Consider the following 25,439-nt stretch of genomic DNA (forward strand, 5'->3'; position numbering starts at 1 on the left):
TTCCAAAGGTATAAATAAGGTGTAAATTGTTCGTCTCCATCTCAGAAATCCTACAAAATCAAGGCTTTCTCGCCATACTTTAAATATTGCCGTGGCACACGAATAGTATTTTTATCATATCTCTTATATCCCTTCAAAAGCCTTCAAACCTTGATATTACGGGCTTTCCGGCGCTCTTTTCAATTTTTGTGTTTTGCCTTAAATTCACGCTCTTCTTTGTAAATCTACGCAAATTCACGGGCAAATGGTGTAGTAATTGGTGTAGTAACTTGGTGCATTTTCAACCTGATTTTCTCTGCTTTTCCGGCATGACAGTTCCCTTGAAATCTATAATTTTTGCCATCTGCTCTGCTGCCCGGTCATAGCTGGCGTGGGTGTAGACATTCAGCGTTACTCCAACGTCAGAGTGTCCCATCACATACTGCAAGGTCTTTATATCCATACCGGCGTTTGCCATATTGGTACAGAAAGTATGGCGGAACACATGGGGTGTGATATGCGGCAGCGGCTTGTCCGGGTACAGCTTCTTATACTTTTTCATCGCCCAGCGCATTTCATTTTCAATATGCAACGCCACCTTGGGTTTGTCGTCCTTATCCAGCAGCAGAAATCCGCTGTATCCGTCTACAATGATTTCCGTCTTTATCTTCCTGCGGCGTTCAAGAATATTCTTCAGACTTTGATAGACTTCCTCTGTCATGGGAATAAAGCGGCAGCCGCACTCCGTCTTGGTTTTCTCGACATAATACTTTCCGCCCCGTTCCCGGACAAGCTGGTGGTCTACCCGGATTCGCCGGTTTTCAAAATCCAAATCACTTTTTGTAAGGCCGCAAAATTCACTGACACGCATACCCGTTCCCAGCAGCACGACAAATTCATCATAATACTTGGTGTAGGTTTTGTCCTCCCGGATAAAGCCCATCCAAATCTCCTGCTGTTCCTCCGTCATGGCAATCCGCTTCTGTGAGTCATTGGGAACCACGTCCACTAATTTGAAGTCAAAAGGATTGCGGCGGATAATATCCTCGTTGTATGCCATCTGAAAAGCGGGTTTCACAACGCCCCTGACACTGGTGATGGTGCTGTACCCTTTCCCGTCGCTATGGAGCTTCATAATCCACTGTTGCGCGTCTGATACCTTAATATCCCTTATCTTCCGGTAGCCAAAATCTTCTTTTTTAATCAGGTTCAGAACAAAATTGTACCCGATTTTGGTATTGTAGCGCACACCCTGTTTCAAGCTGATATAGCGTTCCACAAGGGCAATCACGGTTGCTTTTCCAGCGGCATAGTCAATCCCTTCGTCAAGCTGCTTCTGGATTTCTTTTTCCTTTTCCCGCAATTCCTTCAAATCAGAGGAATAGATGGTCTGCCGTTTGCCTTGAACGTCTGTATAGCGGTACTGATAAATCAGGTCTTTTCTCTGGCTCTCTCCTGTCCGCAGGATTCTTCCTTTATGGTCTTTGCGTTTCTCGGACATTGTCAAACTCCTTTCCGTGATGGAAAGAGCCTTGATATGACATAACTATTGTATCATATCAAGTTCTGCTTTCACATCACAAATTTCAAATGGAATACTCCTGCTCAATGAATTTATCAAATAGACGGCGTTTTATCAGGCGCTTGCTCCCCACCCACAAAACAAATTGGCAATTCTGTTCACTGGTAAGGTCGCGCAGCTTGTTGATACCAATTCCTGAATACGCAGCCGCTTCTTCTAAGGTCAAATTACTCTTTTCCCAAATCGGGACTTCCTTCATAGGCAATACTCCTTTCAGTCAGCAATCAGTTTCTTCATGCTCTTCATTTTCCGCTGCGCGGTTTCCTGCCGGAAATTCTCGCCGGTGAAGCGCACCGGGACGCACATGGAAAGCAGGCGGTCATAAATCCGGGAATGGGCGGTGTCCTCCGGGTTTCGCAGGTCGTCCAGCGTGAGGTTGGTCGTGACGATCAGCGGCTTGCCGCTGCGGTAACGGCTGTCAATCACATTGAAAACCTGCTCCAAACCGTACTCGGTGCCGCGCTCCATGCCGAAGTCGTCAAGGATAAGCAGCGGATAGCGGCAAAGGCGGGAAATGTATTCGTTGCGCCCCTCAAAGCTGGCGGCAAGGTCATTGAGGATAAGGGCAAAGTTTGTCATGCGGACGGGGATTTCTTTCTCCATGAGGGCGTTTGCGATACAGCCCGCAAGGTAGCTTTTCCCGGTTCCCACGCCGCCCCAGAACAGGCAGCCGATATTGTCGGTTCGCATATCCTCCCAGTGTTCCACATACCGGCGGGCAATCCCTGTCTGCGGGTTCCTGCCGTTGTCGTTCTCAAAAGTCCAGTCCCGCATGGTGGGGTCGGTAAAGCCCCGGCGTTTCAGTTCCTCTACGGTGTCAAGGTGCCTGCGCCGCTTCTCGGCGGTCTCCCGTTCCTCGCGGGCGGCTCTCTGGCAGTCGCACTCTGCCGGGTGGCGGTCGCGCCCAAAGATAGCGGCCTTGTCCGGCGCAAAATAGGCTTCTTTCGGCTTGCGGCACTTGCCGCAGTAGAGTAAACCGTCCTCGCCGGTGTAGTCCTCCGGCTCCGGGGTGGCAGCCGTCATATTCTCCAAAACAGCGTTGATTTCGTTCTTCATAAACTCTCGCCCTCCTTGCATGAGTAGTCAGGGATGCCCTTTTTCGGGGCGCCCTTTTTGTCGTTCCCCGCCCATATTCGCAGGGCGGCGGCATAATTCTGGTAGCTTTTCCCGCTGGCGGCAAGGTAGCGGCTCATTTCCTCGATGAACCGTTCCAGCCGGTCGGGGTACTCTGCCTGCAACTCGTCGTATTCGGCCTGTGACAGAAAAATATTTCCATATCGGCCATAGGGTGCGGGCGGCTCCCCACTCACTCCCTTTGTTTGGTTCTCTGTAAGGTTGTTTATAGTAGTTTGGTTAGGGGACGGTTTTCCGACCATCATAAGGTCGGTTTTCTGACCATCAGTAGGTCGGTTTTCCGGCTCTATGAGGGTCGGTTTTCCGGCCATCAGTTGGTCGGAAAACTGTACCTGTGGCACACGCGGCACTTTCACATATAGCCGGTTCGGTGCGGAGAAGCCGCCCCGTTCCCGTTCCAAAAGCCCCGCCATGTCCAGTTCATTCAGCGCCCCCTTTATAGTGGTGCTGCCTTTATCCAGTATTTCGGCTATCTCCGCGATGGGATAGATAATATAAATCCTGCCCTTGTCGTCCTGCCACTTGTTCTTCTGGGAGAGGGTGGAGCGGTCTAACAGCAGCGAATACAGCAGCTTGGCGGTCTGGGAAATCTCCATTTTCAGCAGGAAACGAGGATAAGGCAGAAAGAGAGGCAGCGGCGTGTCTGTCATGATATAATCAGCGATAGTATCACCTCCCTGTGTTCGGGTTGATTTTGGCAGTTTGTCACGCATTAGGACGGCGTTTCCGGGGGAAAAGGATAAATGTATCGCGCACCCTTTGACACCCACGAAAAAAGCCTTGATTTATGCGGGTTTGAAAGGCTCTAAAGCGTGACATTTATGCCTTTGTTTCCGCTTTCTCTCGGCGGCTTTGATTTTCTTCATGCGTCCGGCGCAGTCGGGGCAGTATTTTCCCCGGTTGGATTTGGGGACAAAGGCCGCGCCGCAGACGGCGCACCGTTTCTGGCTCCCCCGGTACAGGAGGGCTGCGGCCAGCTCCCCGTCAAAGGGCAGGACAGCCACACGGAACCAGCGGCACATGAGGGAAAGGGAAATGCTCTGGACGCACACGCAAGGCTCCCCGTCGTCCAACAGCAGGCAGTTTCCCTCGTCATAGTTACAGCACTCATGCACCAGCCGCCGCGCCCGCCGGTGCTGGCGGTAGTCCATGCGGGGCAGCTTATCGCTCATGGCTCTGCTCCTTTCTGCGGCGGGGTTCCTCCCGGCGTAAAATCTGGTCGATATTCCGCTTGACGGTCTGCAACTCCGTGTACCGCTGTTTCTGTTCGTGGTAGGTGTTATACAGGCCGGATTTCTTGGAAACAAGCTGCTCGATCTCGTCCTGCAACGCTTTCCGGGCGGGCAGCCTGGTAATGCCATGTGCCTTGAAATACCGGGCGGCTGCATCGGCTATGATAAAATCGCTCTCATGCGCCTGCCGGTATGCTTCGCGGGCTTTGGGGGATTTCTGCGCTTTCAGGCCGTCGCGGGCGGGCTTGGTCTTGGCGTAGGCAAGTACCTGTCGCTGCAACTCCTTTTTCCCTTGCAGCTTCGTTTCCAGCGTTTTCAGTTCGCCGCTGGTCTGGCGCATTTCCTCATAGGCGGTATCAAAAGCAGCTTCCAACTGCTCCGGGGAAGTGAAGCCGTACTGCTGGTACACATTCAGCGTCTTGGCCATCTGCTTGATGTTGTGTATCTTCGCCCAATGCTCGTAGCCTTTGCCCTTGCCCTCGGCCTTTTTCTGCTCAATGTCCACAAGCCGCTGCACACCGTCCTGTTTCGGGGCGGTTTGTGGGGCTTTTGTGGGCTGTATGCCGGTTTTCCCATGCCGGGGATATTCGGGTATGGCTGCGGCCTTTTCTGTGGCTCTGGCGGCGTTCCGCTCCAAAACGGCAAGGACAGCGGCGCGGTCAAAATCGTCGCCCAGTTTCCGGGCGGTAATGGGCTTTGTCCTGTCCGGCGTGAGGTAGGACAGCCGACCACGGCTCTCCTTGACGGCCACGCCCTCCCGCAGCAGCAGAGAGGAAAACTCGTCAAAGCCGGTGGCGGTGGCAAGGGCTTTCCGTATGGTCTGCCGCAGTTTTTCCTTGTTCGTTTCAAACTTGGTCTGCCGGGGCGTGATACCGCCTGCAATCATGGGGGCGTTCTGCCTGTCCAGCGCGGCCTGTCCTTTTTTCTGCGCCCAATACTCCCGGTCGGTCACGCGGTTCTTACTGCCGTTCAGGAGGTCGATTTGGTAAAGCCCCTCCCGGTGGCACATCTCCATGACTTCGGACTTGAAGTAGCGCAAGGCCGCATCGGTACAGCGGTGCTTGCAGCCGGCTTTCGTGTCGGCTGGCCTGTCCATGTAGGGCAGGAACGGCACTTCCTCTATCCGCAGTGAATTGATAACGATATGCACATGGATATTGCCGCTGTGGTTATGGCCGTCCGGGTGAGTGCATACAAGGGCCTGGTGGCCGGGGAAATGCTCTTTACAGAATTGCTCCCCCAATTCCTGCGCCCGGTCTACGGTCAAGCCGTTGTCCGGCCCGGCCCGTGGGTCAAAGCTGATGATATAGTGGTGGCTTTTCACATCTTCCCGCCGCTGGTTTTTCCCGTAGCGGAGATTTGCCCGCATACACGCAACGGCAAAATCCTCCCCGCCGCAGTTCAGCGTGGACAGCCGGTAGTCCTCGCGGGGGATAAGCCTGCCGGTTTCATCAAGGACGGGCTTCATGGTAAACTCGTCATGCTCAAAGAGTAAGTATTGTTCGGCGGCTCCGTAGTCGGCATTTTTAGAGTTGATATGCTTGAGTGTTGCCAACCGCATCACCTACTTTCCCCAGGACTTCATACTTGAGGGCGGCAAGGTCGGCTATGGCGGCGCGTACCTCGCCGGACAACGCATTGTAGGGTGCGCCGTACTCGTTCAGATACCGGGCTATCTGGTTGAGGTTGCCGCCGATCCTGCCATACTCGGCTGTGAGTTTCCCGACAGCGGAAAGCAGCTCGTCATTGACCGCCGACACATGGATAATGGGGCGTATGGTGGTGCGCCGTATCGCCTGCCGGAGAAATTCGGACTGGCTGATACCATAGGGCGCAAGCCGCGCTGTGAAGTCGGCGTATTCATCTTCGGACAGCCGGGTTTTCACAACGCGGATGCGATGGGGCGTGTTATATCGCTTTGTCATAGGCTGTAAATCTCCCTTCACTTTACAACGGACATTTTCTCGGCGTTTGTCCGGGAACGCTTGAAATTTTTTCTGTGTGGGCGGGCTGGCTCTAAACATCCTCTCACTTTACAACGGACAAATTTCCCCAAAAACTTGGTAGCTGTTGCGGAAATATTTTTGCGGCGTAAGCCGCCATAGCAGGGTTTGGGGAAGGCACTCCCCAACAAGTTTCCCGCGAGGGGCAAAACCGCAGAATTGCGGATTTTGGCACCGTGGTAGAAACTTGCTCTGTAACTGCCGCAGACTGCCCCTGTCTGGTTCTTTCGCACATAGAACGGACAGGGCGGGGCTTCCGGCCCGCTGCGGACGGTCTTTTTTCCTTTCGCCAAAGATACTTTTGAAAGGCTGCCAGCTACCCGCTGGACGGGGATTTTTCAAAATTTCTCTTTGCCCTCTACCACGGACAATAATCAAGAATGCCAAACGCCGGGGCAAAAATTTCTCCCTCACTTACTACTCCAACTTGAAAGGGTCAAAATGGCCGAAAACAGAACCGGTCAAACAAAAAAAGCAGCAAATCTTTTTCAAGACTTACTGCTTTCGCTGGCCGCCAGTAGGCGGCAGGTATTCAGTTTTTATGGCTCGTCCGGCGGATAGTCAAACCGGAACTTGAATTGGCAGTCAATTAGTCGCTGTTTCACATAGTCCTCCACCTCGGCATTGACCTGTCCGTTCACTTTGGAGAAATAGCGGATATATCCGGCGTAGTGGCGCAGGACGGCGTTCACGGCTTCCGGGTCGCCCTCATGGGCTTTGACGATTGTTTCATAAGGGAGCAACTTACTCATACCGGCACGCCTCCATTTCCTCGCGCAGCCGCCGCAAGGCAAGCTGGATATGCCGCCCCGCTGTGCTGCGCGTCCGGCCGATATGTGCGCCGATCACTCGCTGCGGCTGGCGCAGGAAGTAGTAGCGCAAAATCACTTCCTGTGTCTGCTTTGGCTGGGCGGAGAGCGCGGCGGCAAGAGCGGCGTTACAGAGCAGGACGGTCTGGCCGCAGACGGTAAAGGGGTATTCCTCGTCCGGCTCCGGCCCGGCAAACTGGACAAACTTCTCGTCCATCAGATAGTCAAGGGAAATTTGCCGCTCCCATTTCCGGCGAAGCTGCAAAATCTTATCGCGGGCAGCATAGCGGATTACTGCCTTACAAAAGGCGTTGTGCTTGCGCTGGATGTACTCCTGATAGGCTTCAAAGTCGGTCATGGAAATTCCCCCTCTCTGAATAATAGTGTGGGGCGGCAGCACTCCTTGCTGTCGCCCCTTGATTGCCTATCTGCAAAGGCGGGCGGGGCTGTCAACGGCGGCGCGTATGCGTCGTTCATCTTGACCGTTGACTGGCTCGGCTGGCTTTGCTATTACCTTGCGGTAAACGTAAATGGATATGATCGCAGTAATCACTTCCGTGATCCAAAACGCATTCCAGACGCCAACCGCTCCGAGAAACCTGCTGAGTAAAAACGCAGCCGGGATGATTACCAGTACATACCGGCAAAGAGAAATCAGTAAGGAGGGCGTGCCTTTCCCCAGCCCCTCCAATGCGCCGGAAGAAGTAACAGAAACCGCCGAGACGATAAATCCGGCCCCGATGATGCGCAAGGCAGTTTCCCCGGCCTGGATCGTCGCTTCCGTGTGGGTAAACAGCCCTATCAGCTGGCCGGGGATCAGCAGACATATCGCGGTTCCAAGCACCATAATGATACCGCTCATGCACAAAACAATCTGATAAATCTGGCTGACTCGTTTGTGCTCCCCTGCACCGTAGTTATAGCCGATCAGGGGGCGCATCCCCTGCACAATGCCATTCGCCGGAAGATAGATGAAGGTCTGCAATTTGTAATAGATCCCCAAAACCAGAATATACACTTCGGAATAGGCCGCTAAAATCGCATTGAGCGCCGAAATCAAAAGAGACGGAAGTGCAAGATTCAGGGTTGCGGGAATGCCGATAGAATACAGCTTGATGACCATCTTTTTGCTGGGCAAAATGTACTGCCTGCGGATATGCACGCGAATTGGCCGCAAAAGATAGACTACAAGGTAAATCGCCAGTGTCAGAGCCTGTCCGATGCCGGTTGCCAGCGCAGCGCCTTCAATTCCCATTTCCGGGAATGGGCCATAGCCAAAAATCAGAACGGGGTCTAAGACGATGTTTGTGATGCACCCGCACATCAGGCTGATCATGGTTGTCTTCATGTTTCCTACTGCCTGGAACAATTTCTCAAACGCCATGCTGACGGTAACAATGAGCGTAAAGGCGAACGCAACGATAGAATAGCGGACGCCAAGTTCAATGACCGCTTCGGATGAAGTGAACATCCGCAGGAAAACCGGCATGATGGCGATACAGCAGACTGTCATAACAACGCCATGAATCACGGCAAGCACAAGTCCCTGCGTGGCGGCCTGATCCGTTTTTTCATGATCCCCCGCGCCCAGATAGAAAGCGATCACTGCATTGATCCCAACGCCAAATCCAATTCCGGCAGCATTGATAAAATTTTGAATCGGGTAAACCAATGATAATGCCGTCATCGCTTCCTCGCTGATCTGCGCGACGAAAAAACTGTCTACAATATTGTAGAGGGAATTAACCAGCATGGATAATACCATAGGCAATGACATGGATAAAATCAGCGGTAATATCGGTTTCTCTTTCATGAAAGTGTCGTTCATTATTTTCCTCCCTGGAACATGTTATGAGATATTTTTGAGCGATGCCATGCCATTATCACAAGAGCAACGAGCAAAGTGGCAGTTTCAGCAACCGGAAATGCAAGCCAGATCCCGTTCAGATGGAACAATTTGTCCAGACACCATAGGGATGGAACAAGGAAAAACATCTGTCTGCATAATTGGATTGCCATGCTGGAGCCAACTTTTTCTGTGGCCTGAAAATAGGTGGAAATCATGGTAGAGAGGCCGCAGAACAGATAGCTTGCCGCCATAATCCGCATAGCGGAGATTCCAAAGGAGCGCATGGCTTCCGACGCCGTGAACAATCCCAAAATCTGCGCCGGAAAGAGGATGACAGCCAACGTTCCCAGTATCATCATGCCAGTGACCAAAGCGGTTCCGTACCGGAAAGCGGAATGCAGCCTTTCGCGGTTCCCCGCACCGTAGTTAAACCGCATAACTGGTAAACAACCCTGGATCAAGCCGTTTACCGTCATAACGATCAGCTGCTGCACCTTAAAATATGCACCGAAGAAAGCGATCGCCGTATCGGAATACGCCACCAGAAACAGATTGACGAAGGTCACCATAAACGAACTGAGGGCGTTCATAATAAAAGATGGCAGGCCAAAGGCAAAAATACGGCGGATCATCTGCTTTTGCAAATGAAAGCCTTTGATTTTTACCTGCACCTTCTGCTTTTTGCCCAGCAGCAAAGCAAACGCCAAAATCATGGACAGCAGATAGCCCGCAACGGTAGCTACCGCAGCGCCGCGGATTCCCATAGCCGGGAAAATGCCAATACCAAAAATCAGGATGGGATCGAATACAAAATTGACCACCACGCCCGCAATCTGAAACCACATGGGAGCAATCATGTTCCCGGTGGCCTGTATCATCTTCTGGATGGCGATATGCACCATATTGGGAATTTGCATGAACGAACACACACTCATATAGGCGATGCTCAGCTGATAAATTTCTTCATTATTGGTAAACGTCCGAAAATAGGGTTTCATAATCAGCAAGGACAGAAGATTGAGCAAAGCACCAATTCCAAAGGCCAGTAACAATCCATGCGTGACGGTGGTATTTGCCTCGTCCTGCTTTTTCTGCCCAAGATACCCTGCAATCAGTACATTCACGCCCACACCGATCCAGATAGACGCCGCATTCATCAGTGTTGTAATCGGGAATGACAGAGAAACAGCGGTCAGCGCATTCTCACTCAGCCGCGCCACAAACGCGCTGTCTATCAGGTTATAGGAATATTGCAGGAACATGGAAATAAGCGGCGGTATCGACATTTGCCAGATGAGCTTTCCAACAGGGGCGACCGCCATTTTATTATTGGTCTGCATACTTTCCCTCCTCTCCACAAAGTGTCCGGCGCAAAAAAATTGCGCCGGACAGCAGGTTATTAAATCCGAACAATATAGTTTTGTTTGCGTGCTGCGGGCTGACCGGCTTCCTTAGCTGGATAACCCAATGCAATCGCTCCGACGCCATGCAAGGTTTCCGGCAGCTTCCACTCCCGCAGGAGAGCCTTACCGCTTTCACTGTCGAAAATCTCACGTTCCCGATGTACCCATACGGTTCCCAGCCCAAGAGCATGGGCGGCGAGCATCATATTTTCAAGGACGCAGCTTCCATCCTCTACAAAGGTGTTTGCGGAGCCATCTGCCAGAACCAAAATCACGACAGGCGCGCCATAATAAGGGTCTGTATTGTTCCCCATCACTTCTGCGTTTAACCTGGCGATTTCCTGCCGGTATTTGGGGTCTGTGATTGCAATGATGGTAGGGGATTGACGTCCTCCGCCGGTAGGTGCATAAGTCCCGGCTTCCAGTACAGCGTCCAACGCCTCGGAAGGGACAGGTTGCGGTTTGTAAGCCCGTACACTACGGCGCGTCTTGATCAGAGATAAGAAGTTGTTTTCCATAAAAAATCATCCTCCATTCTGTCAACATTTCCGAGATGCAGGCAACAAAAAAGCCACACAACTATCATAAGACAGTTGTGTGGCAAAAAGATGACCGAATCCGGAAAAGTCCACTCAAATTTTACGTCTATTATTATAGCGATCTTTCAGGAGACTGTCAAGCATCAATCATTACGGAATTGTGGCGGCTGTCTGTTGTTTTTTTGTGTTACTTTATGGCACATGAGCATTTGCTCAAGGAACATACTTACCTACATGTAGCAAGCGGCGATACTCCTATTCTGGAATATCGCCGCTTGCGTTCTTATATATCGAAACTTGTCACATCAAGGTTCTTTCAAAAATGGTGTAGTAGTGGTGTAGTAAGCGCCCTTCTGCTCCAAAGAACCACTGATTTTACAGGCTTTTTCAGGACTTTTCGAGATATTGCCGTGGCAGATGAATAGTATTTTTATCATGTTAACACTTCTCCTTATCTCTCTCATTTTCTTTCTCTTCAAATTTCAATCCAAAAATCCATTTTTGACCGAATCAATCCATTTTTCAATCGTTTCTGCCAGAACATACTGCTGCCGTAAAACAGCCATGCCTGTTTCAGGAATTTCGGCAGCATTTTCCTTTTCCCGCAGATTCTGTTCCAGATAACCTTTCAATTCTTTTATATTTTCTTCTATTAAAGAGATACACCTTTTCTGCTTTTCCAGAGGCAGGCTGTCCAAATTGACAACAACCGCATTAAAGTCCAAAAAAATATGAATCGGTTTTGCAGATATTTCCATCATAAGATTTTCAAATTCCTGCTTTCCTTCATCCGTTAAAGAATAAATTGTTTTTTCGGGCATATTCCCTGCTTTCACAGTAGTTCCCTGAATCAGTCCTTTTTTTTCCAGCTGTATTGTTTTTTTATAAATTGAAGGTGTACTGATTTTCACCCACTTTGATATATTCCGATATTCCACTAATTTTTGAATATCATATGCACTCATGGGCTCCTTTTTCAGCATCCCTAACACAATCAAATCAATCGTTGCCATTTTTCCTGCCTTTCCGTACTTCATAAGTTTTAACTGCTATAAATTATAGCATTTAAGAAATCTTAATTATTATAATTTATAGTATTTTATTTTCTATTTTCTGTCAAGAAATATCCTTCTCCTCTTGACATATACTATATTTTATAGTACTATTCTCAGAGCAATTCACTATATTTTATACTACTATAAATTACTTTATTTATGAAAGGAGTCATAATGCAATGAATGAACAAAACTCAAAATTAGAACTGCTTGGGAACGCACCTGTTTCTAAAGCACTTGTTTCTCTTGGTATACCGATTATGATCGGTATGCTGATCAATGCCTTCTATAATCTGGCAGACGCATATTTTGTCGGCGGCTTAGGCGAACAGCAAATGGGAGCAATCTCTATTGTTTTTCCTATTGGACAGGCAGTCGTTGGCCTGGGATTAATGTTTGGAAATGGAGCAGCTTCCTATCTTTCCCGTTTACTGGGCTGTGGAAATAAAAAAGCTGCCGATATAGCAGCCAGTACAGCGCTTTACAGCAGCGTTTTTATTGGAGCAGTTTTCATTATGATTGCAGCCATTTTCCTCAAACCCATTTTAACCTTGCTGGGCGCTACGGAAACCATCATGCCATATGCGCTGGTTTATGCCCGTATTTACATACTTTCCTGCATTTTTAATGTATTCAATGTCACAATGAACAATATTGCAGCAAGTGAAGGCGCAGCTAAAACAACCATGTTTGCACTGCTTTCAGGTGCCGTCATCAACATAGGCTTAGACCCTCTTTTTATCTATGCTTTTCACATGGGAGTAGCCGGTGCGGCAATCGCCACTGCAATTTCGCAGTTTATTTCCACAGCCATTTACCTGTCATATATTCTGAAAAAGAAGAGTGCTTTCACATTTGCCATAAAAAACTTCTCTCCATCCGGACAGATTTATATAGAAGTTTTAAAAATAGGGATTCCGACTTTAGTGTTTCAGCTTCTCACCAGCCTCTCGATTGCACTTATTAATCGTGCTTCATCCGCTTATGGAGATTCTATTATCGCCGGAATGGGAGCCGTAACAAGAATCACCTCCATGGGAACCTTAATCGTTTTTGGCTTTTTAAAAGGTTTTCAGCCTATTGCGGGCTTTAGTTACGGCGCAGAAAATTTCCAAAGGCTGCGGCAGTCTGCCAAGATATCAATTCTATGGTCCACCGCTTTTTGTATCATCGCGGGCTTGTTCATGATTATATTTTCTGCTCAGATTATTGCACAATTTGCCAATGGGAATAAAGAAATGATTTTATTCGGTCAGAAGTCTCTTGCAGCCAATGGTTTTTCATTTTTTCTGTTTGGTTTTTATACCGTTTATTCTTCTCTGTTTTTAGCTTTGGGAAAAGGAACCGCTGGTTTTGTTCTCGGCGCCTGCCGCCAGGGAATCTGTTTCGTTCCTGTGATCCTGCTCCTGCCTGGGATTTTCGGATTAAATGGGATCTTATATGCTCAGCCGGCTGCTGACGTCCTTTCTGCTATTGTAACTGTATTTATGGCGTTTACTCTCCATCGCAGATTATCAGGAGAAGAGCAGGCCTCAAACCATTGAATTTAATTCTAATCTAAACATTTGCAGCCCATACAAACACTGTTGTATGAGCTGCACTTCTTTAAAAATTTCGCTGTTCCTAAAATCCCAATTTTATTCCCGCCTGCTGCCATATTCTTTTATATCTTGTCTTTTATTAACCCAAAACCTCATCTTCCCTGCTCTTCTTCCATCCGGAACCTTTCAGTTCCTTTTTTAATCCCGGGTTCGCTATGCAAATAAAGGAAACAATACTAAACAGAGCACCAATCGCATCTGATATGGTTCCCGCATAAAAAATAAAACGGATATCTGCAATATACGGCAAAGCAAAAATACAGATAATATAAACAATTTTCCTGAAAACAGACATCGGAAATGCGAACCGGATCTTTCCCATGGCGGTTAAACCATCTACCAATGCATACTGTACCGCAACTCCCAAAAGTGCCATAGTATACATCCGGATGCTGGAAGACGCCAGCTGGCACAGACTGTCATTCTTCAGAAACATTCTGACAAACACTTCCGGAAATGCCTGCACCGCAATCTGCAGCAGTCCGATATACACGCCGCAGAGCAGAAATACACCAATCAATCCGTGCAGAATTTTTTCATAATGTCTGGCTCCATAATGATAACTAAAGATTGTACCGCATCCGGACGCAATCCCCTGCGCCGGGCAGAATACAATGGTCATAAAGCTTTGTATGATGGTTGCACAGGTAATCAGCTGATCTCCCCTGACAGGGCCTCCGTACCTTCGGAGCGCCATATTCAGCAGAATAATAATCAGATTGTCCAGAATCGTGATTAAAAAGGACATGGATCCGATAGATATAATCTGCCTCCAGAGTTTTAAATTTATGTTATCAAAGTTCAAGCGTACCGGTATCTTATCGCCGCAAAGCTGCCAGATTACATACACTGCCATACAGCACTGAGAGAAAACAGTTGCCGCGGCAGCTCCTGCAATTCCCATGCCGCATCCGAAAATCAGGATCGGATCCAGAATCACATTAACCAGTGCCCCAATCATCACAGACACCATTCCCTGTTTTGAAAATCCTTGTGCCAAAAGAAACTGGTTCAGTCCCACTCCCAGCAGGGAAGCGATCGTACCCAGAATATAAATTGTAAAATAAGTTTCGGCATATGGATACATTGCATCACTGCACCCCATAGTATAAAGCAGCGGCTTTCTAATCAGCAGCAAAATCACCGTAAGCAGAACAGATATACCTAAAAGCAAAGTCACTGCGCTGCCAAGCGTTTGTTTTGCCCGTTCCTGGTTTTTCTGTCCCAGACTGATACTCATGCAGGACGCACCGCCAATTCCCACCATATACGCGAATGCCGTAACCGCAGTCAGTGCCGGGGCACATATTCCAATACTTGCAAGGGCCGTTTCTCCCGTCCCCGGAATCTGTCCTACAAAAATCCGGTCAACAATACTGTAAAGCAAATTGAAAAACTGGCCAAACATGGCCGGAATCCCCAGCCTGAAAATCAGCTTCCTGATAGAATTTTTCTCCATCAGCTCCGCTGTGTATATGTCATTTTGCACGGAAATCTCTCCTTTTCTCATATGTTATCGTTTTACTTTTCATTTTTATGGATACTCCGTTAATTTGGAATATCATGTCGTGTCATAGGAAAAGCCAGCGAAGGCACAGTATCTTCCCCACTGTAATTCTTCACTGACTTTTTGTTTCATGATTCAAATTCATATTTAAGAACTTCGCAGTTTTTTACGCCAAATGCCGCAAATTCCGCATTGGTCATCTCGTAAAAATAAGATTGCACCACTCTGGCAATCCCATTGTGAGCAACCAGAATATAGGTTTTCTCCCCAGATTCTTCCTTGATCTCATCCAGCAGATTATAAATTCTCTGGGCAAGATGGAGCATGGACTCTCCGCCTTCATACCGGCTGCAGAAGTCTTCTTTTGCTTTCTTAAATTCCTCACCATCTCTGGCGGTAGATTCCCATTTTCCGAAGTTTTGTTCTTTCAGACGAGGCTCCACCCGGGCCGGAATTCCGGTAATCTCAGAGATATGCCGGGCTGTTTCTGCCGCGCGCACCAGCGGAGAATACAGGATTTCATCCGCCTGAATTCCTGCTTCAAGGATCTTCTTTCCCGTTTCTACTGCCTGCTGATGACCATATTCTGTCAGCTCAATATCTGTGGCGCCGCAGATTTTATTTTCAACGTTCCACACGGTCTGTCCGTGACGAACAAAATATACACATCCCATACCGGCTTATTTCACCTCAACAAGCTCGATCTGGAAGTTCAGTTCTTTTCCTGCCATCTCATGATTTGCATCAAATGTAATATTGGTTTCATCCTTTTCGATGACTTTCACAGGAACCGGCTGTCCTAACTGATTATACAGATAAACCTGCTGTCCCACTTCCAGATCTTCAGATCCCGGAAGCTGTTCGATCTTCATTGGAATGATCGCGTTTGGATCCGGCATACCATAAGCTTCTTCCGGCATCAGATGAACATTCACTACCTGTCCCACTTCCAGATCTGCTACTGCTTTGTCAAATCCCTGAATCATCTGTCCTGCTCCGCAGATAAATTCCAATGGTTCTCCGCGGTCATAAGAAGAATCAAACTGAGTTCCGTCATTAAATGTACCTTTGTAATGGGTCCTGCAGGTTTTTCCTACATTACGTCCGGTAAACGCAGGCTGATGGGCTCCGCATCCGCCTCCGCAGCTGCCGCCGCAGGAATGGCCTTCACCGTGATCTCCGCAGCTGTGTCCTTCTTCGTGATGATGATCACAATTTGCTCCTGTGGAAATCAGTTCACCTTTTAAATAAGCTTCCACTGCTTCATCTGCATTTCCTTCTGCTCCGGAACACAGTTCAACCCCTGCTTTGGTCAAAGCAGACTGAGCGCCCTCACCAATACCGCCGCAGATCAGTACATCAACATCCTGTTCTGCCAGAAGTCCGGCTAAGGCTCCATGGCCAATACCGTTAGATCCGATCACTTTACTGGAAATCACTGTGTTATCTTCAATTTCATACAATTTAAAAGATTCTGTTCTTCCAAAATGCTGAAAAATATTTCCATTATCATATGCTACTGCTATCTTCATTTTACATACTCCTATTGTTATATTTACACCGCAGTTAAGCCGTGTCTGATAAGATTATACAACGAAACGAAAACATTATAAAGGAGAATTTCAAATATCTGTTCTCTTCTGCCTGCCATCCTGAAAAGCCTTTTTTATTTTCTGCAGTGCCCGGTGATATCTTTCCTGATTTCCCGAAGAACACGCAAACCGGCCCATTGGCTCCAGCAGCTGCCGCAGTTCTTCTTCCTTTCTGCTCCTTGTACACACCAAATAAATTCCACCATCGTTTGTTCCCTGACCATGCCCGGCCATATGCTCTAAAATCTGGATTTTATTTTTTTCATCCAAATGACTGGCTCCCTGCAGGCAAGAAATCATATGTATACTATCATCTTCGATCGGATCTCTGATCTTCTGCAGAACCTCAATCAGATTTCCAATCAAAACCCCGTATTCTGTCTGATCGCTCTCTTTCTCCAACTGCACAAAGATTTCTTTGATTATCTCACGGCGCCAGCGATTTTTCGAAATTTCTGTAATATGAAGTGACCGATATTCCTGATACTTTCTGGTGTCGTCATGACACATATGAAATTCCAGACCATTGTATTCTTTAAAAAATGCTTTCGCTTCCAGAATGTCCATATTTCATCCCCTTTGGTTTACTGGAATGAGGTCAACTATAATTTATGAAATACCGGTTTCATATTTTCGAATGTACAGAATTTCTGATATCCCAGCTCCTTCAGCATTTCTTTTGTTTCTTCTATGTAGGCTCCCAGATGTTCCGGTTTATGGCTGTCGCTGCCAATGGTTATGATTTCACCGCCCAATTCTCTATATAACTTCAAAATATGTTTTGACGGCATGGTATCAGTCAGACCGTACCGGTGAGATGAAGTATTCACTTCGATTCCTTTGCCGTCCGCAATGACCTGTTTTAATATTTCTTCCACCATCGGCTTAATCTTTTCAAATGGATACACACCGGCTTCGTCATAACGTGCAATCAGATCCATGTGCCCAAGGACACTGTAATCTTTATATTTCTTGATAACTTCCAGCATTTCCGCATAGTATCTTTCATTGTATTCTTTTTGTGTCCGTCCTCTCTGAAAATCCTTGGTCCAGAATTCTTTGTCTTCCACCTGATGAATGGATAAGATAATAAAATCATAGGTATAACGATCATACAGCGCCTGAAATTCCGGAATCGTATGGGTCTGGATTCCAAACTCCAGTCCTGTACGTATCTTGATTCTGTCTCCATACTGCTGCTTCATCCGGTCGATTTTCTCCATATATTTCGGATAATCTACATTGGCAAAAGGCTCTCCATCCCGATACGGAATCTCTTTTCCACAATTCCAGTCCAGTTTGATTCCATAATCCACATGATCTGTGAAGCAAATCTCGTCCAGTCCCATTTTAATGGCATCCTCAATGACATCTTCCATTGGATAAACAGAATCATCACTAAATTCTGTATGTACATGATAATCCGCTAACATCATAATTCCCCTTCCTGATTTTTGTTTTCCAGTTATCATTATAGCGTACTAATATATGAAAAAACTATCAGATATGAACAGAAAATGATAACAATCTTTCAGGATGATTCTTGTGTCAACATGACTCACTGGAAATTCCTCTTTGCGCTAATTCCTCTATTTCACTCTTGAATGCACGCTTTCTGGTATGCTTTTTCTTATAATATTCAATCAATTTTCTCATTCCGTCCGCCTCGCCTCGTTCTTCCAGAATCTCTCCCAGCAAAACGACCAGCTTTGCTGCTTTAAAATAACTTTTGCGGTATCCACCGCCAACAACGTGCTCTGTCCGCCTGTCTATCTCTTTTTTCAGCCATTGAATATACTTTTCTTTTTCTTCCTCCGGTATATTTTCAGACATTCGCCATGCACGAATATAATCAGAAAACGTTTCACCTTCAGAACCTGCAAACCCCATTCTATACTTCATATCGCTGAGCACACTTTGTTCCGCAATCGTTTTTGTCTCTTCATCTTTTTTCAAATAGAGTAATAACAGAGGGACGATTGCTCCTTTGATGTCCGATGTCCAGCCTAAATAGACAGAATCGTTCATGCATTTCTCTATAATACTTCGATAATCTCCCAACATAAAACGATAAATTATTTTTTTCTCTTGATTATTTATGGAAGCCTCTTTCTGCTCATCAGCAGGAGCTGACCAATTAGAATAACGTCTCCAGGTATCTGAATCAATCTTTAAACCGCGAACTCTCTGCAGCGCCCAGTCTGTAATTTTATGATCATTCAATCGAAACAAAGCCAGCAGATGCCTGCTGGTAGGATCTGAAAAAAAAGCTTCTCTGTAAAAGTAACTCAACAGTCTTTCATCTTTTATATTTTCGATTGCTTTCACAGCAATATCCGCAATATCTCCCCTGATCCTTTTCTCCCTGTCGATTTGTTTTAATGCTTTTTCCGCGGCAGTGATACATCCCTCATAATTATAATTTTGATATTTTCTCTCGCAGCATTCCAGGTACAACAACGGATGTGTTTCACAATTTTCTTCTGCTGTTTGAAGTAATTCTCCCTCTCCACCAAGATAAATACAGGCGTCTATAAGCAGTTTCGCCGCACGATTTCCCGGGGTATGCATCAGAAAATCCTTCCATTCTTTCATAAAATCATCTGCATCTTCGATTGGATCCGGTCCGAAAGAAAAGATATCCGTCACCTTAATATCCGCACATTCATCCCATGTTAAATATTCATAAATTTTTCTGATGCGGCTTTGCCCGGAATGAACCTGATAACAAGAATATAATAAATTCAAAGATATTTTGCGAAAATTCAAATTAATTAATTTTTCTTCTGCCAATTCCATCAGGGATATTCTTTCGGCGTCGCCATATTCCGAGTCTGCGTAAAATTCTATTCTATAAACCCGATCCAAAATATCAAAGGAGTCCCGATATTCTCTTTGCAGCATCAACTGGTGAGACAAGCGGATTACTTTTATGAGCATCGGAATGATATCAAAAATATCATAATACTCTGTGACCCAATCCGGATCCCATGTCCATTCTCCTTCGTTATATTGTTCATATTCTTCCATACCGAAGTAAATTTCTCCTTCATCTACCTGCCGAAACCAATTTTTCAATTTGTCCTTCGTCAACCCTTTCTCTGCATAGACATCTGTCCTTCCAGATAATCGGTTTAAAAATTTCTCTCTGTCTTTCTCCTCCACAGTTCTTGCCTGATTAAAAATCCACTCTGTTTTCTGTTTCTCTGACATTTGATTTAATTGATCTTCTACTTTTGTAATATAGGTTTTAAAATCCATGCTATTCTTCCTTTGTGAAACTACACTTTATGTTCGCTCTATTTATGATAATCTTTCAGGATTGTCTTTTCAAAAAATTATATGAATCCCATCAGGCTGCATAATATAGTCTGTAAGTTCACTAACACTCATAGAAATCTCTTTTCGTCTCAAATCAAAAATTCTCATTCCCAATATTTTAATATTTCCACTGACTCCTGTCTTCAGGATTGCCTCGATTTTATCTTTTTCTCTTAGAATATTTTCTCTATATAAAGTCTGGACAAACTTTGGTGTGCTAAATATAATAACTTTCTTTCCTTTATATTGTTTTGCTGTTTTTTTTAAAAGTAAATCTATTTTACTTGCCGCTCCTTTATCATCTGTAATCACACAAAATTTCCCATCTTTTTCACCCGGTATATGAGACAAAATATGCAGACATACTGCCAGCAGTTCTTCTCCTAAATTATCTCCAGATTCCTTTTTTTCTCTCATTGTTTTAAAAAAACATTGATAGACATTTTTTTGATTTAAATTCCTGCCCCTTATAAGCTGATTATAAATTATCTGGTTCTCTTCCAGCATTTCTGTAATTGTACTAACTGGTCCTGCTGCCATTCGTACTGCCCAGGATAAATATTGATTAATTACTATGTTAGTACTGAAACACGTTTCCATGATTGAAAACAAATCCTCTTCATAGATAATTAAAATCATAATGCCTGCATCTTTAACGTGTTTTATATATTTTACATATCTTTGATCCAATACTCCCTTCCGGGCAGCCAGTTCCATTAAAATACATCTGGTAATAATCACAACTCCATCCTTAAATCGTATATATCTTAATAAATATTCCGCATCCCCCGGTTTCAAATTCGCATGTCTTTGAAACGAACAAGCATCATAGAAAAAACATCTTTCATGATTTAAAATTTGTTCTGTAATTGTTTTTCTGTCCACCGTTACGTATGGAGCAATCGCCGACATATTCTGAGGTATATCTGTATAGCCATCCGCCATTTATGACTCCCCCTTTATCTCCAAATAAAGTTTCTCCATATTCCGAAGTACTTTCTGCATCGTTCTTTTATTAATATAATCATTTTCAATGTACCTGTTCCCAAGGTCATTTACTAATTTCTGAATTCTGACATAATCGTCTTTTTTTGTCGCATCCAGTATACTTTCATCCAGCCAAAGATCTGCGAATACACTTCTAATACATTGATAATCTATATTGAGCAAATCATCCAAATAAATGTCTGAATTCAGCAGATTCAACTCAATACATCGAATCAAAACTGCCATATATGGCACCTGATAGTAGTTCATTAAACGAATCAATATATGCATCTCTCTATTTTCGGATTCACCTTTAAATTTTTTATACATAGACCGAAAACTTACTTCCGGCATAAGAAGCATCCCAGCGAACAAATTTGCCGCTAATTCTTCCTCCCCATAATACTTATCGATTGCAAATTCTACTTTAGATCCGAATTCATTTTCCTGATAAAATACATGATACAGCTCATGGCACACAGCAAAATTTATATTTACTCTTGGCAAAGACGAATTTAACATAATATACCCCAGAGCATCTCCCTTATAACAAAGTGCACCTATTTCTTTATCTGAAAGTGGCATTTCAAAAATCAGATAGCCCTTTTTTTGAAATGCCGATCTTGCAATCTGCATAATATTTATAACTTCGGTATCACTGCTCATATCCGAAAATGCATAGAACTTTCTTACTTTTAATGCAATTTCATCTCTGTGTGAATTACTATATTCCATTATTTTTCTTAAACGTTCTATATCCATCTGCTACTCCTCCGATATATTCAAGAACCGATAATCCGCGCTTAAAATCTCGTCTATATTTTCTACAAATTTGACAAGTTTTTGCGCCAGCTCCTCCTGCTTTTTTGTGGGATTCCCTGCATAAAAAGCAATCTTTTCCGGTCCATATTCATCAATTACCGGTATTTGAAAAGAATCACTCAGAAAAAATTCAACTTTTTGTCCCAAAGCACTCGCTATTTTCTCCATATCTATGCTGGTTATATCCTGTGCACCTGTCAGAATACGTGATAATTTTTTTTGATTTATCCCGGTCTTTAAACTAATATACGTCTGTTTAATTTTCATCTGTGACAAATAAGCATTCACATTCTTAATATATTTTGTCATACTGTACACATCCTTTCTCTACATTTCTACCTCTAATTTATATTATACACACTTTCGGTTCCGATACAACACTATAATCTTATTATACGAGATTTGTTATTGTTCTAATTATTTTTATTTGTTTCTATTTTGCGAAATATAATATAAATTCTCATTTAATGGAATTAGTCGAATCTAGATAGCTCAGAATTTCTCCTATCAGTCCCTGATCTGCCGGCAGCCATTCTACACTGTCCAAATTATCTTGATTCAGCCATTTTGCTGCTTCGTGTTCTTTCAAAATTAAATCTCCTGATTTTACAGTACAGATAAAACATGCCATTGACAAATGAAAATCAGGATAATCATATTCTACGGTATCCAATAATTCTCCTACTTCGATTTCTGTATCCAGTTCCTCCTTAATTTCTCTGATCAGCGCATCTTCCAGGGACTCATTGACTTCTACTTTTCCTCCTGGAAATTCCCATCCATCTTTAAATTCACCGTATCCGCGCTGTGTTGCAAATACGCTTCCATTATGTATAATAATTGCCGCCACTACTTTTATTGTCTTCATTATATACCAGTTCCTTTAACAATTAGTTTTTCTTAAATCATTGTATCTTCCTTTTTTCAGTCTGATTTTTTTGTAGAATTAATATCTAATGTTCTCTGCTCTTCGATATTGTTCCTCAACCTCTTTTGCTCTAAGATCCATAATGCCCGGAATATTTATTTCTTCACCACAATTCTCACATATAGCAATAGTTACCTCCATATTATACTGCTTTCCTTTGATATCATATTGCCGCTCAATTTTTTGCAGTGTGTACAAACATTCTTTCCGGCATTCTGTACAAAAACTGTATCTCTCCTTTTTCATGCTGTCTGCCCTTCCTTTTTTATCCATTCAACTTCTTCCAAATATTCTCTTATTTTTCTCCAATATATTTCACCTCATAATAAAAATTTTTCAATCTCTTTATACTTCATATCCACTTTTCCTATTTTCTTTTCTGTATGATAATGTCCGCAGTACCATTTTTGATATTCCAGCTTTTCTTCTATCCAATCCAGCCATTCTTCTGTGGATTTATCTACACTGCTCTGGTCTACTCCCGTCATAAACATTTCTCTCGGCTCATACTTTAGAGGCACTGTATGGCTCAGGATCACATCAATCTTCCAATTTCTTTTCTCCAATTGTTCTTCCACATACCGCTTGATTTCATCGGATGGCTGTTCATCCGCCCACCATCCGTATCCATAAATGACTCGAATCATTTTATCAATACTGTACGCTCCGCCAATCACAATGGTCTGTTTCCCATCCAAATCAAATATTTCTCCATCTTTTGCAAATAAAAGATTCGGGTAGTCCTCCTCCCAATATACAATGCCGCCGTGCCATCTCTTTTCCGCATAACTGTCGATCGTGTCCGGTCTCTGTTCGTGGTTTCCATGAATACAAAACAATGTAATTGGCAAAGTCTTTAAAAGCTCTTTCTTTTCCCGATCTAAAACCCATCCATTATAATTGATCCCTGCATCTCCTAAAATAATCATAATATCTTCACAGCTTGTTTTCTCATGTTCACAGAAATCAGTAATCCGTTGAAATTTTCCATGTGTATCTCCTGTCACATAAATCATGTCAATCTCCTTTCCAACAAATCATAATATCATACACACTCGCTCTTCTCTGCCATCCTAATTTTTTACTTCTCACAAATATCCATTCAATATATATTTTACTATACTTTTCATATTTATAACAGTATAAAAAACAGGAAAAGGAGTTTTATATCTCATTTCCCTGCTTTTTATCATTTTCTAAGCTTTTCGCCATAATATCACTAAACTTATCATCTCTATTCCCAACAAAATCAAAAAAAGAATCGTCGCTTCAGGAATCGTTCCAATCATTCCCGCCAGCATCATAAATCCCGGTACCACATATTTCCGTGGATGGTGCCACAAGTCACTCTCTGTTTTCCATTTTCGGATGGGATAAAACCACTCCAGAAGAACAGAGCATATGGCGCTTTGCAGCGAAAAGCAGACAGCTGTTATGAACATCCATGCAGTGGCCCCTCCTGCCTGAATCTGCCAGCTGCAGAGAAAGATCATGTCTGCTGTCACATTGCATGAAAAAATAAACAGGCAGTAAGGAATACAAAACGCCTGCTTCTGTCCCGGCAGGAACCGAACCGCTTGTTCCAGAGAGCGATCACAGGACAATAAAATGCAAATTGGTGTATTAAGTGTTAAAACAGCAAATCCGATCAGAACAGCAAACATACTCTCCATTTGTCTGAAGATCATCGGCAGTATACAGGCTGCGCACCACATGATTTCTGTATTTGCCAGATAATTTTTGTGATCTTTTAAATATCGAAGGAAATAGCACCGCACAGAACCATGCCGATGTGTTTTCGGCGTCCGTTTCTTTTCCCCTTCCGGCCCGTAAAAAGAATAGGCGTCCGTATTTTGCAGCAATGACAGAGCTGTAACTCCAATCATCAGCAGCATACCTATGAACCAATTTTTGTTCCATCCAAGAAAAATCACCGCTGCTATCTCTGCGGCGCATAGAATACCTGCAGCGTGATATTTCTTAAGAGAAAAGATAACTGCAGTTACCAGTACTGCGTTTATCATACAAAAAATCGTGTGTATGATTTCCTGCCATTCCTGTTCTGACACTGCCAAAATCACCGCCAGTAAAACAGCGGTTCTGGAAAAAATCGTATACAGACCAAGGGCTGCGGTATAGACAAGAACAAATTTTTTCCCGTCCAGAGGAAGCATCATCATATTCTGCATCTGGGCAGCTTCGGCCTCCGCCGCCAGAACCTGCCACATAACGCCGGCAGTCAGAAAGCTTATCATAAAATACAGGATAGACGGAGCGATTGTTATACTGATTTCCGCCTGATGCAGTCCCCAATATAAAATGAAAATCACAAATAGATTCCGCAGGGCTCTCTCATATTTTGCTCCAAATAATTTTTTTGCGTAACATTTAAATATCATTTTCATAACGCAGCGCCTCCCGGATTTTTGCGGCGTCTATCTGTTCCTTTTCAAACGTCTGCCGGATCCGTCCTTCTTCCAGAACAAAAACACGGTCTGAGGTCATCGTGATGCTTTCCAGTATGTGAGAGGAAAATAGGACAGTTCCATATTTTTTATAGCCTGCAATCTGCTGATACAGATATTCTGTACTTTGAAAATCCAGCGCTCCCACCGGCTCATCCAGAAGCAGGAGTCTGGGTTTCAAAGCAAATGCCGTGATCAGGAATACTTTTTTTCGACTGCCAGTGGAAAGATCTTTGATCAGCGTTTCCGCATGGTTTTCAAAATGAAAGCCATGGATCAAATCTGTTACGTCCGGTATTTCTCTTCCATAAGCCCCAAAGACATAAGACAGGTACTCCCAGAATGTAAAATATTGAAATGCATTGTCTTCGGCAAATACCGTATAACGGCATGTTTTAAAGCTGCTTTCCCTCGGTTTTACAGGTGTATTATGAAACCAGATGCCTTCACAGCGATACGAAGGCAGAAGACCGGACAGGACCTTTAAAAATGTTGTCTTTCCTGCTCCATTTAATCCGATCAGCCCGGTCACCTCGTTTTCATATAATTTTAAAGATAATTCTGATAACACCTTCCTGTCTTTTTGATACCACGCACTCAGGTTTCTGATTTCCAGAAGAGGGCATTTCAT

Annotated in this window: 29 protein-coding genes; 1 reads left to right on the top strand and 28 read right to left on the bottom strand. The window is 44.7% G+C overall.

The annotated features are described in order from the left end of the window. Positions 1 to 280: 280 nt before the first annotated feature. The 14 genes from JMF81_RS02455 to JMF81_RS02520 form a co-directional block, all read right to left on the bottom strand. A complete protein-coding gene (locus tag JMF81_RS02455) occupies positions 281 to 1,480 on the bottom strand; it encodes a tyrosine-type recombinase/integrase (RefSeq protein WP_150310248.1) in 1,200 nt (399 codons plus the stop codon). A gap of 85 nt (positions 1,481 to 1,565) precedes the next feature. Beyond that, entirely contained in the window at positions 1,566 to 1,760 is a 195-nt protein-coding gene (locus tag JMF81_RS02460) for an excisionase (RefSeq protein ID WP_150310285.1), read from the bottom strand. A gap of 14 nt (positions 1,761 to 1,774) precedes the next feature. Next, positions 1,775 to 2,617 carry an ATP-binding protein gene (locus JMF81_RS02465; RefSeq protein WP_201309884.1) on the bottom strand — a complete coding sequence of 281 codons (843 nt, stop codon included), beginning with the start codon at positions 2,615 to 2,617 and terminating at the stop codon, positions 1,775 to 1,777. Beyond that, positions 2,614 to 3,348, bottom strand: coding sequence for a replication initiator protein A (locus JMF81_RS02470; protein ID WP_456298319.1), 735 nt, complete (start codon positions 3,346 to 3,348; stop codon positions 2,614 to 2,616). Before JMF81_RS02470 ends, JMF81_RS02465 begins: the two co-directional genes overlap by 4 nt. 132 nt (positions 3,349 to 3,480) lie before the next feature. Next, the gene (locus tag JMF81_RS02475) at positions 3,481 to 3,867 is read right to left on the bottom strand and encodes a cysteine-rich VLP domain-containing protein (protein ID WP_201309886.1); all 387 of its coding nucleotides are present in this window, start codon (positions 3,865 to 3,867) and stop codon (positions 3,481 to 3,483) included. Next, positions 3,857 to 5,482 carry a relaxase/mobilization nuclease domain-containing protein gene (locus JMF81_RS02480; RefSeq protein WP_201309887.1) on the bottom strand — a complete coding sequence of 542 codons (1,626 nt, stop codon included), beginning with the start codon at positions 5,480 to 5,482 and terminating at the stop codon, positions 3,857 to 3,859. The genes JMF81_RS02475 and JMF81_RS02480 overlap by 11 nt, the downstream gene beginning before the upstream one ends. Next, on the bottom strand, positions 5,454 to 5,852 hold the full coding sequence (locus JMF81_RS02485) for a plasmid mobilization protein (RefSeq protein WP_201309888.1): 399 nt from the start codon (positions 5,850 to 5,852) through the stop codon (positions 5,454 to 5,456). Before JMF81_RS02485 ends, JMF81_RS02480 begins: the two co-directional genes overlap by 29 nt. 617 nt (positions 5,853 to 6,469) lie before the next feature. Next, a complete protein-coding gene (locus tag JMF81_RS02490) occupies positions 6,470 to 6,682 on the bottom strand; it encodes a helix-turn-helix domain-containing protein (RefSeq protein ID WP_183776472.1) in 213 nt (70 codons plus the stop codon). Next, positions 6,675 to 7,097, bottom strand: coding sequence for a sigma-70 RNA polymerase sigma factor region 4 domain-containing protein (locus tag JMF81_RS02495; protein WP_015573789.1), 423 nt, complete (start codon positions 7,095 to 7,097; stop codon positions 6,675 to 6,677). Before JMF81_RS02495 ends, JMF81_RS02490 begins: the two co-directional genes overlap by 8 nt. Positions 7,098 to 7,163: 66 nt before the next feature. Next, complete coding sequence (locus tag JMF81_RS02500) at positions 7,164 to 8,567, bottom strand: MATE family efflux transporter (protein WP_201309889.1); 1,404 nt, start codon at positions 8,565 to 8,567, stop codon at positions 7,164 to 7,166. Beyond that, a complete protein-coding gene (locus JMF81_RS02505; protein ID WP_201309890.1) occupies positions 8,567 to 9,928 on the bottom strand; it encodes an MATE family efflux transporter in 1,362 nt (453 codons plus the stop codon). The genes JMF81_RS02500 and JMF81_RS02505 overlap by 1 nt, the downstream gene beginning before the upstream one ends. Before the next feature lie 59 nt (positions 9,929 to 9,987). Further along, the gene (locus JMF81_RS02510) at positions 9,988 to 10,509 is read right to left on the bottom strand and encodes a nitroreductase (RefSeq protein ID WP_201309891.1); all 522 of its coding nucleotides are present in this window, start codon (positions 10,507 to 10,509) and stop codon (positions 9,988 to 9,990) included. A 326-nt stretch (positions 10,510 to 10,835) separates the two neighbouring features. Then, positions 10,836 to 10,994 carry a hypothetical protein gene (locus JMF81_RS02515; RefSeq protein WP_201309983.1) on the bottom strand — a complete coding sequence of 53 codons (159 nt, stop codon included), beginning with the start codon at positions 10,992 to 10,994 and terminating at the stop codon, positions 10,836 to 10,838. Positions 10,995 to 11,012: 18 nt separating this feature from the next. Continuing rightward, positions 11,013 to 11,543 carry a PadR family transcriptional regulator gene (locus JMF81_RS02520; RefSeq protein WP_201309974.1) on the bottom strand — a complete coding sequence of 177 codons (531 nt, stop codon included), beginning with the start codon at positions 11,541 to 11,543 and terminating at the stop codon, positions 11,013 to 11,015. Between the two features lie 221 nt (positions 11,544 to 11,764). On the opposite strand from JMF81_RS02520, the gene JMF81_RS02525 reads away from it, so the two are divergent. Continuing rightward, positions 11,765 to 13,129, top strand: a complete 1,365-nt coding sequence (locus tag JMF81_RS02525) for an MATE family efflux transporter (RefSeq protein WP_201309892.1) — start codon at positions 11,765 to 11,767, stop codon at positions 13,127 to 13,129. A 136-nt stretch (positions 13,130 to 13,265) separates the two neighbouring features. On the opposite strand, the gene JMF81_RS02530 is transcribed toward JMF81_RS02525, so the two are convergent. The 14 genes from JMF81_RS02530 to JMF81_RS02595 all read right to left on the bottom strand — a co-directional run bounded on the left by JMF81_RS02530 (position 13,266) and on the right by JMF81_RS02595 (position 25,439). Beyond that, positions 13,266 to 14,675, bottom strand: coding sequence for an MATE family efflux transporter (locus tag JMF81_RS02530; protein ID WP_201309893.1), 1,410 nt, complete (start codon positions 14,673 to 14,675; stop codon positions 13,266 to 13,268). A gap of 146 nt (positions 14,676 to 14,821) precedes the next feature. After that, complete coding sequence (locus tag JMF81_RS02535) at positions 14,822 to 15,367, bottom strand: histidine phosphatase family protein (protein ID WP_201309894.1); 546 nt, start codon at positions 15,365 to 15,367, stop codon at positions 14,822 to 14,824. Positions 15,368 to 15,373: 6 nt separating this feature from the next. Further along, the gene (locus JMF81_RS02540; protein ID WP_201309895.1) at positions 15,374 to 16,225 is read right to left on the bottom strand and encodes a NifB/NifX family molybdenum-iron cluster-binding protein; all 852 of its coding nucleotides are present in this window, start codon (positions 16,223 to 16,225) and stop codon (positions 15,374 to 15,376) included. A gap of 90 nt (positions 16,226 to 16,315) precedes the next feature. Further along, a complete protein-coding gene (locus tag JMF81_RS02545; RefSeq protein WP_201309896.1) occupies positions 16,316 to 16,852 on the bottom strand; it encodes a hypothetical protein in 537 nt (178 codons plus the stop codon). A gap of 35 nt (positions 16,853 to 16,887) precedes the next feature. Next, entirely contained in the window at positions 16,888 to 17,721 is an 834-nt protein-coding gene (locus JMF81_RS02550; RefSeq protein WP_330611439.1) for a histidinol-phosphatase HisJ family protein, read from the bottom strand. A gap of 112 nt (positions 17,722 to 17,833) precedes the next feature. Then, on the bottom strand, positions 17,834 to 19,546 hold the full coding sequence (locus JMF81_RS02555) for a hypothetical protein (RefSeq protein ID WP_201309897.1): 1,713 nt from the start codon (positions 19,544 to 19,546) through the stop codon (positions 17,834 to 17,836). A 69-nt stretch (positions 19,547 to 19,615) separates the two neighbouring features. Then, on the bottom strand, positions 19,616 to 20,551 hold the full coding sequence (locus tag JMF81_RS02560; protein WP_201309898.1) for a hypothetical protein: 936 nt from the start codon (positions 20,549 to 20,551) through the stop codon (positions 19,616 to 19,618). Further along, positions 20,552 to 21,355, bottom strand: a complete 804-nt coding sequence (locus tag JMF81_RS02565; protein WP_201309899.1) for an ImmA/IrrE family metallo-endopeptidase — start codon at positions 21,353 to 21,355, stop codon at positions 20,552 to 20,554. 3 nt (positions 21,356 to 21,358) lie between these two features. Next, on the bottom strand, positions 21,359 to 21,724 hold the full coding sequence (locus JMF81_RS02570; RefSeq protein ID WP_201309900.1) for a helix-turn-helix domain-containing protein: 366 nt from the start codon (positions 21,722 to 21,724) through the stop codon (positions 21,359 to 21,361). A gap of 151 nt (positions 21,725 to 21,875) precedes the next feature. Continuing rightward, the gene (locus JMF81_RS02575) at positions 21,876 to 22,283 is read right to left on the bottom strand and encodes a (deoxy)nucleoside triphosphate pyrophosphohydrolase (RefSeq protein WP_201309901.1); all 408 of its coding nucleotides are present in this window, start codon (positions 22,281 to 22,283) and stop codon (positions 21,876 to 21,878) included. Positions 22,284 to 22,361: 78 nt separating this feature from the next. After that, positions 22,362 to 22,589, bottom strand: a complete 228-nt coding sequence (locus JMF81_RS02580) for a hypothetical protein (RefSeq protein WP_201309902.1) — start codon at positions 22,587 to 22,589, stop codon at positions 22,362 to 22,364. A 74-nt stretch (positions 22,590 to 22,663) separates the two neighbouring features. Continuing rightward, complete coding sequence (locus tag JMF81_RS02585; protein ID WP_201309903.1) at positions 22,664 to 23,359, bottom strand: metallophosphoesterase family protein; 696 nt, start codon at positions 23,357 to 23,359, stop codon at positions 22,664 to 22,666. A 180-nt stretch (positions 23,360 to 23,539) separates the two neighbouring features. Further along, positions 23,540 to 24,748, bottom strand: coding sequence for a hypothetical protein (locus JMF81_RS02590; protein ID WP_201309904.1), 1,209 nt, complete (start codon positions 24,746 to 24,748; stop codon positions 23,540 to 23,542). After that, positions 24,732 to 25,439: an ATP-binding cassette domain-containing protein gene (locus JMF81_RS02595; RefSeq protein WP_201309905.1), complete on the bottom strand. Its 708-nt coding sequence runs from the start codon at positions 25,437 to 25,439 to the stop codon at positions 24,732 to 24,734. Before JMF81_RS02595 ends, JMF81_RS02590 begins: the two co-directional genes overlap by 17 nt.

Source organism: Anaerostipes butyraticus, from assembly GCF_016586355.1.
GTDB lineage: Bacteria > Bacillota > Clostridia > Lachnospirales > Lachnospiraceae > Anaerostipes > Anaerostipes butyraticus.

What these genes read in the sequence shown, in the direction of transcription:
- JMF81_RS02555 (WP_201309897.1), bottom strand. Translation starts at nt 19,546, where the DNA reads ATGGATTTTAAAACCTATATTACAAAAGTAGAAGATCAATTAAATCAA.
- JMF81_RS02575 (WP_201309901.1), bottom strand. Translation starts at nt 22,283, where the DNA reads ATGAAGACAATAAAAGTAGTGGCGGCAATTATTATACATAATGGAAGC.
- JMF81_RS02495 (WP_015573789.1), bottom strand. Translation starts at nt 7,097, where the DNA reads ATGACCGACTTTGAAGCCTATCAGGAGTACATCCAGCGCAAGCACAAC.
- JMF81_RS02595 (WP_201309905.1), bottom strand. Translation starts at nt 25,439, where the DNA reads ATGAAATGCCCTCTTCTGGAAATCAGAAACCTGAGTGCGTGGTATCAA.
- JMF81_RS02535 (WP_201309894.1), bottom strand. Translation starts at nt 15,367, where the DNA reads ATGGGATGTGTATATTTTGTTCGTCACGGACAGACCGTGTGGAACGTT.
- JMF81_RS02520 (WP_201309974.1), bottom strand. Translation starts at nt 11,543, where the DNA reads ATGGCAACGATTGATTTGATTGTGTTAGGGATGCTGAAAAAGGAGCCC.
- JMF81_RS02585 (WP_201309903.1), bottom strand. Translation starts at nt 23,359, where the DNA reads ATGATTTATGTGACAGGAGATACACATGGAAAATTTCAACGGATTACT.
- JMF81_RS02565 (WP_201309899.1), bottom strand. Translation starts at nt 21,355, where the DNA reads ATGGATATAGAACGTTTAAGAAAAATAATGGAATATAGTAATTCACAC.
- JMF81_RS02550 (WP_330611439.1), bottom strand. Translation starts at nt 17,721, where the DNA reads ATGATGTTAGCGGATTATCATGTACATACAGAATTTAGTGATGATTCT.
- JMF81_RS02590 (WP_201309904.1), bottom strand. Translation starts at nt 24,748, where the DNA reads ATGAAAATGATATTTAAATGTTACGCAAAAAAATTATTTGGAGCAAAA.
- JMF81_RS02505 (WP_201309890.1), bottom strand. Translation starts at nt 9,928, where the DNA reads ATGCAGACCAATAATAAAATGGCGGTCGCCCCTGTTGGAAAGCTCATC.
- JMF81_RS02490 (WP_183776472.1), bottom strand. Translation starts at nt 6,682, where the DNA reads ATGAGTAAGTTGCTCCCTTATGAAACAATCGTCAAAGCCCATGAGGGC.
- JMF81_RS02525 (WP_201309892.1), top strand. Translation starts at nt 11,765, where the DNA reads ATGAATGAACAAAACTCAAAATTAGAACTGCTTGGGAACGCACCTGTT.
- JMF81_RS02500 (WP_201309889.1), bottom strand. Translation starts at nt 8,567, where the DNA reads ATGAACGACACTTTCATGAAAGAGAAACCGATATTACCGCTGATTTTA.
- JMF81_RS02580 (WP_201309902.1), bottom strand. Translation starts at nt 22,589, where the DNA reads ATGAAAAAGGAGAGATACAGTTTTTGTACAGAATGCCGGAAAGAATGT.
- JMF81_RS02540 (WP_201309895.1), bottom strand. Translation starts at nt 16,225, where the DNA reads ATGAAGATAGCAGTAGCATATGATAATGGAAATATTTTTCAGCATTTT.
- JMF81_RS02515 (WP_201309983.1), bottom strand. Translation starts at nt 10,994, where the DNA reads ATGAGAGAGATAAGGAGAAGTGTTAACATGATAAAAATACTATTCATC.
- JMF81_RS02570 (WP_201309900.1), bottom strand. Translation starts at nt 21,724, where the DNA reads ATGACAAAATATATTAAGAATGTGAATGCTTATTTGTCACAGATGAAA.
- JMF81_RS02485 (WP_201309888.1), bottom strand. Translation starts at nt 5,852, where the DNA reads ATGACAAAGCGATATAACACGCCCCATCGCATCCGCGTTGTGAAAACC.
- JMF81_RS02460 (WP_150310285.1), bottom strand. Translation starts at nt 1,760, where the DNA reads ATGAAGGAAGTCCCGATTTGGGAAAAGAGTAATTTGACCTTAGAAGAA.
- JMF81_RS02545 (WP_201309896.1), bottom strand. Translation starts at nt 16,852, where the DNA reads ATGGACATTCTGGAAGCGAAAGCATTTTTTAAAGAATACAATGGTCTG.
- JMF81_RS02465 (WP_201309884.1), bottom strand. Translation starts at nt 2,617, where the DNA reads ATGAAGAACGAAATCAACGCTGTTTTGGAGAATATGACGGCTGCCACC.
- JMF81_RS02455 (WP_150310248.1), bottom strand. Translation starts at nt 1,480, where the DNA reads ATGTCCGAGAAACGCAAAGACCATAAAGGAAGAATCCTGCGGACAGGA.
- JMF81_RS02475 (WP_201309886.1), bottom strand. Translation starts at nt 3,867, where the DNA reads ATGAGCGATAAGCTGCCCCGCATGGACTACCGCCAGCACCGGCGGGCG.
- JMF81_RS02510 (WP_201309891.1), bottom strand. Translation starts at nt 10,509, where the DNA reads ATGGAAAACAACTTCTTATCTCTGATCAAGACGCGCCGTAGTGTACGG.
- JMF81_RS02560 (WP_201309898.1), bottom strand. Translation starts at nt 20,551, where the DNA reads ATGGCGGATGGCTATACAGATATACCTCAGAATATGTCGGCGATTGCT.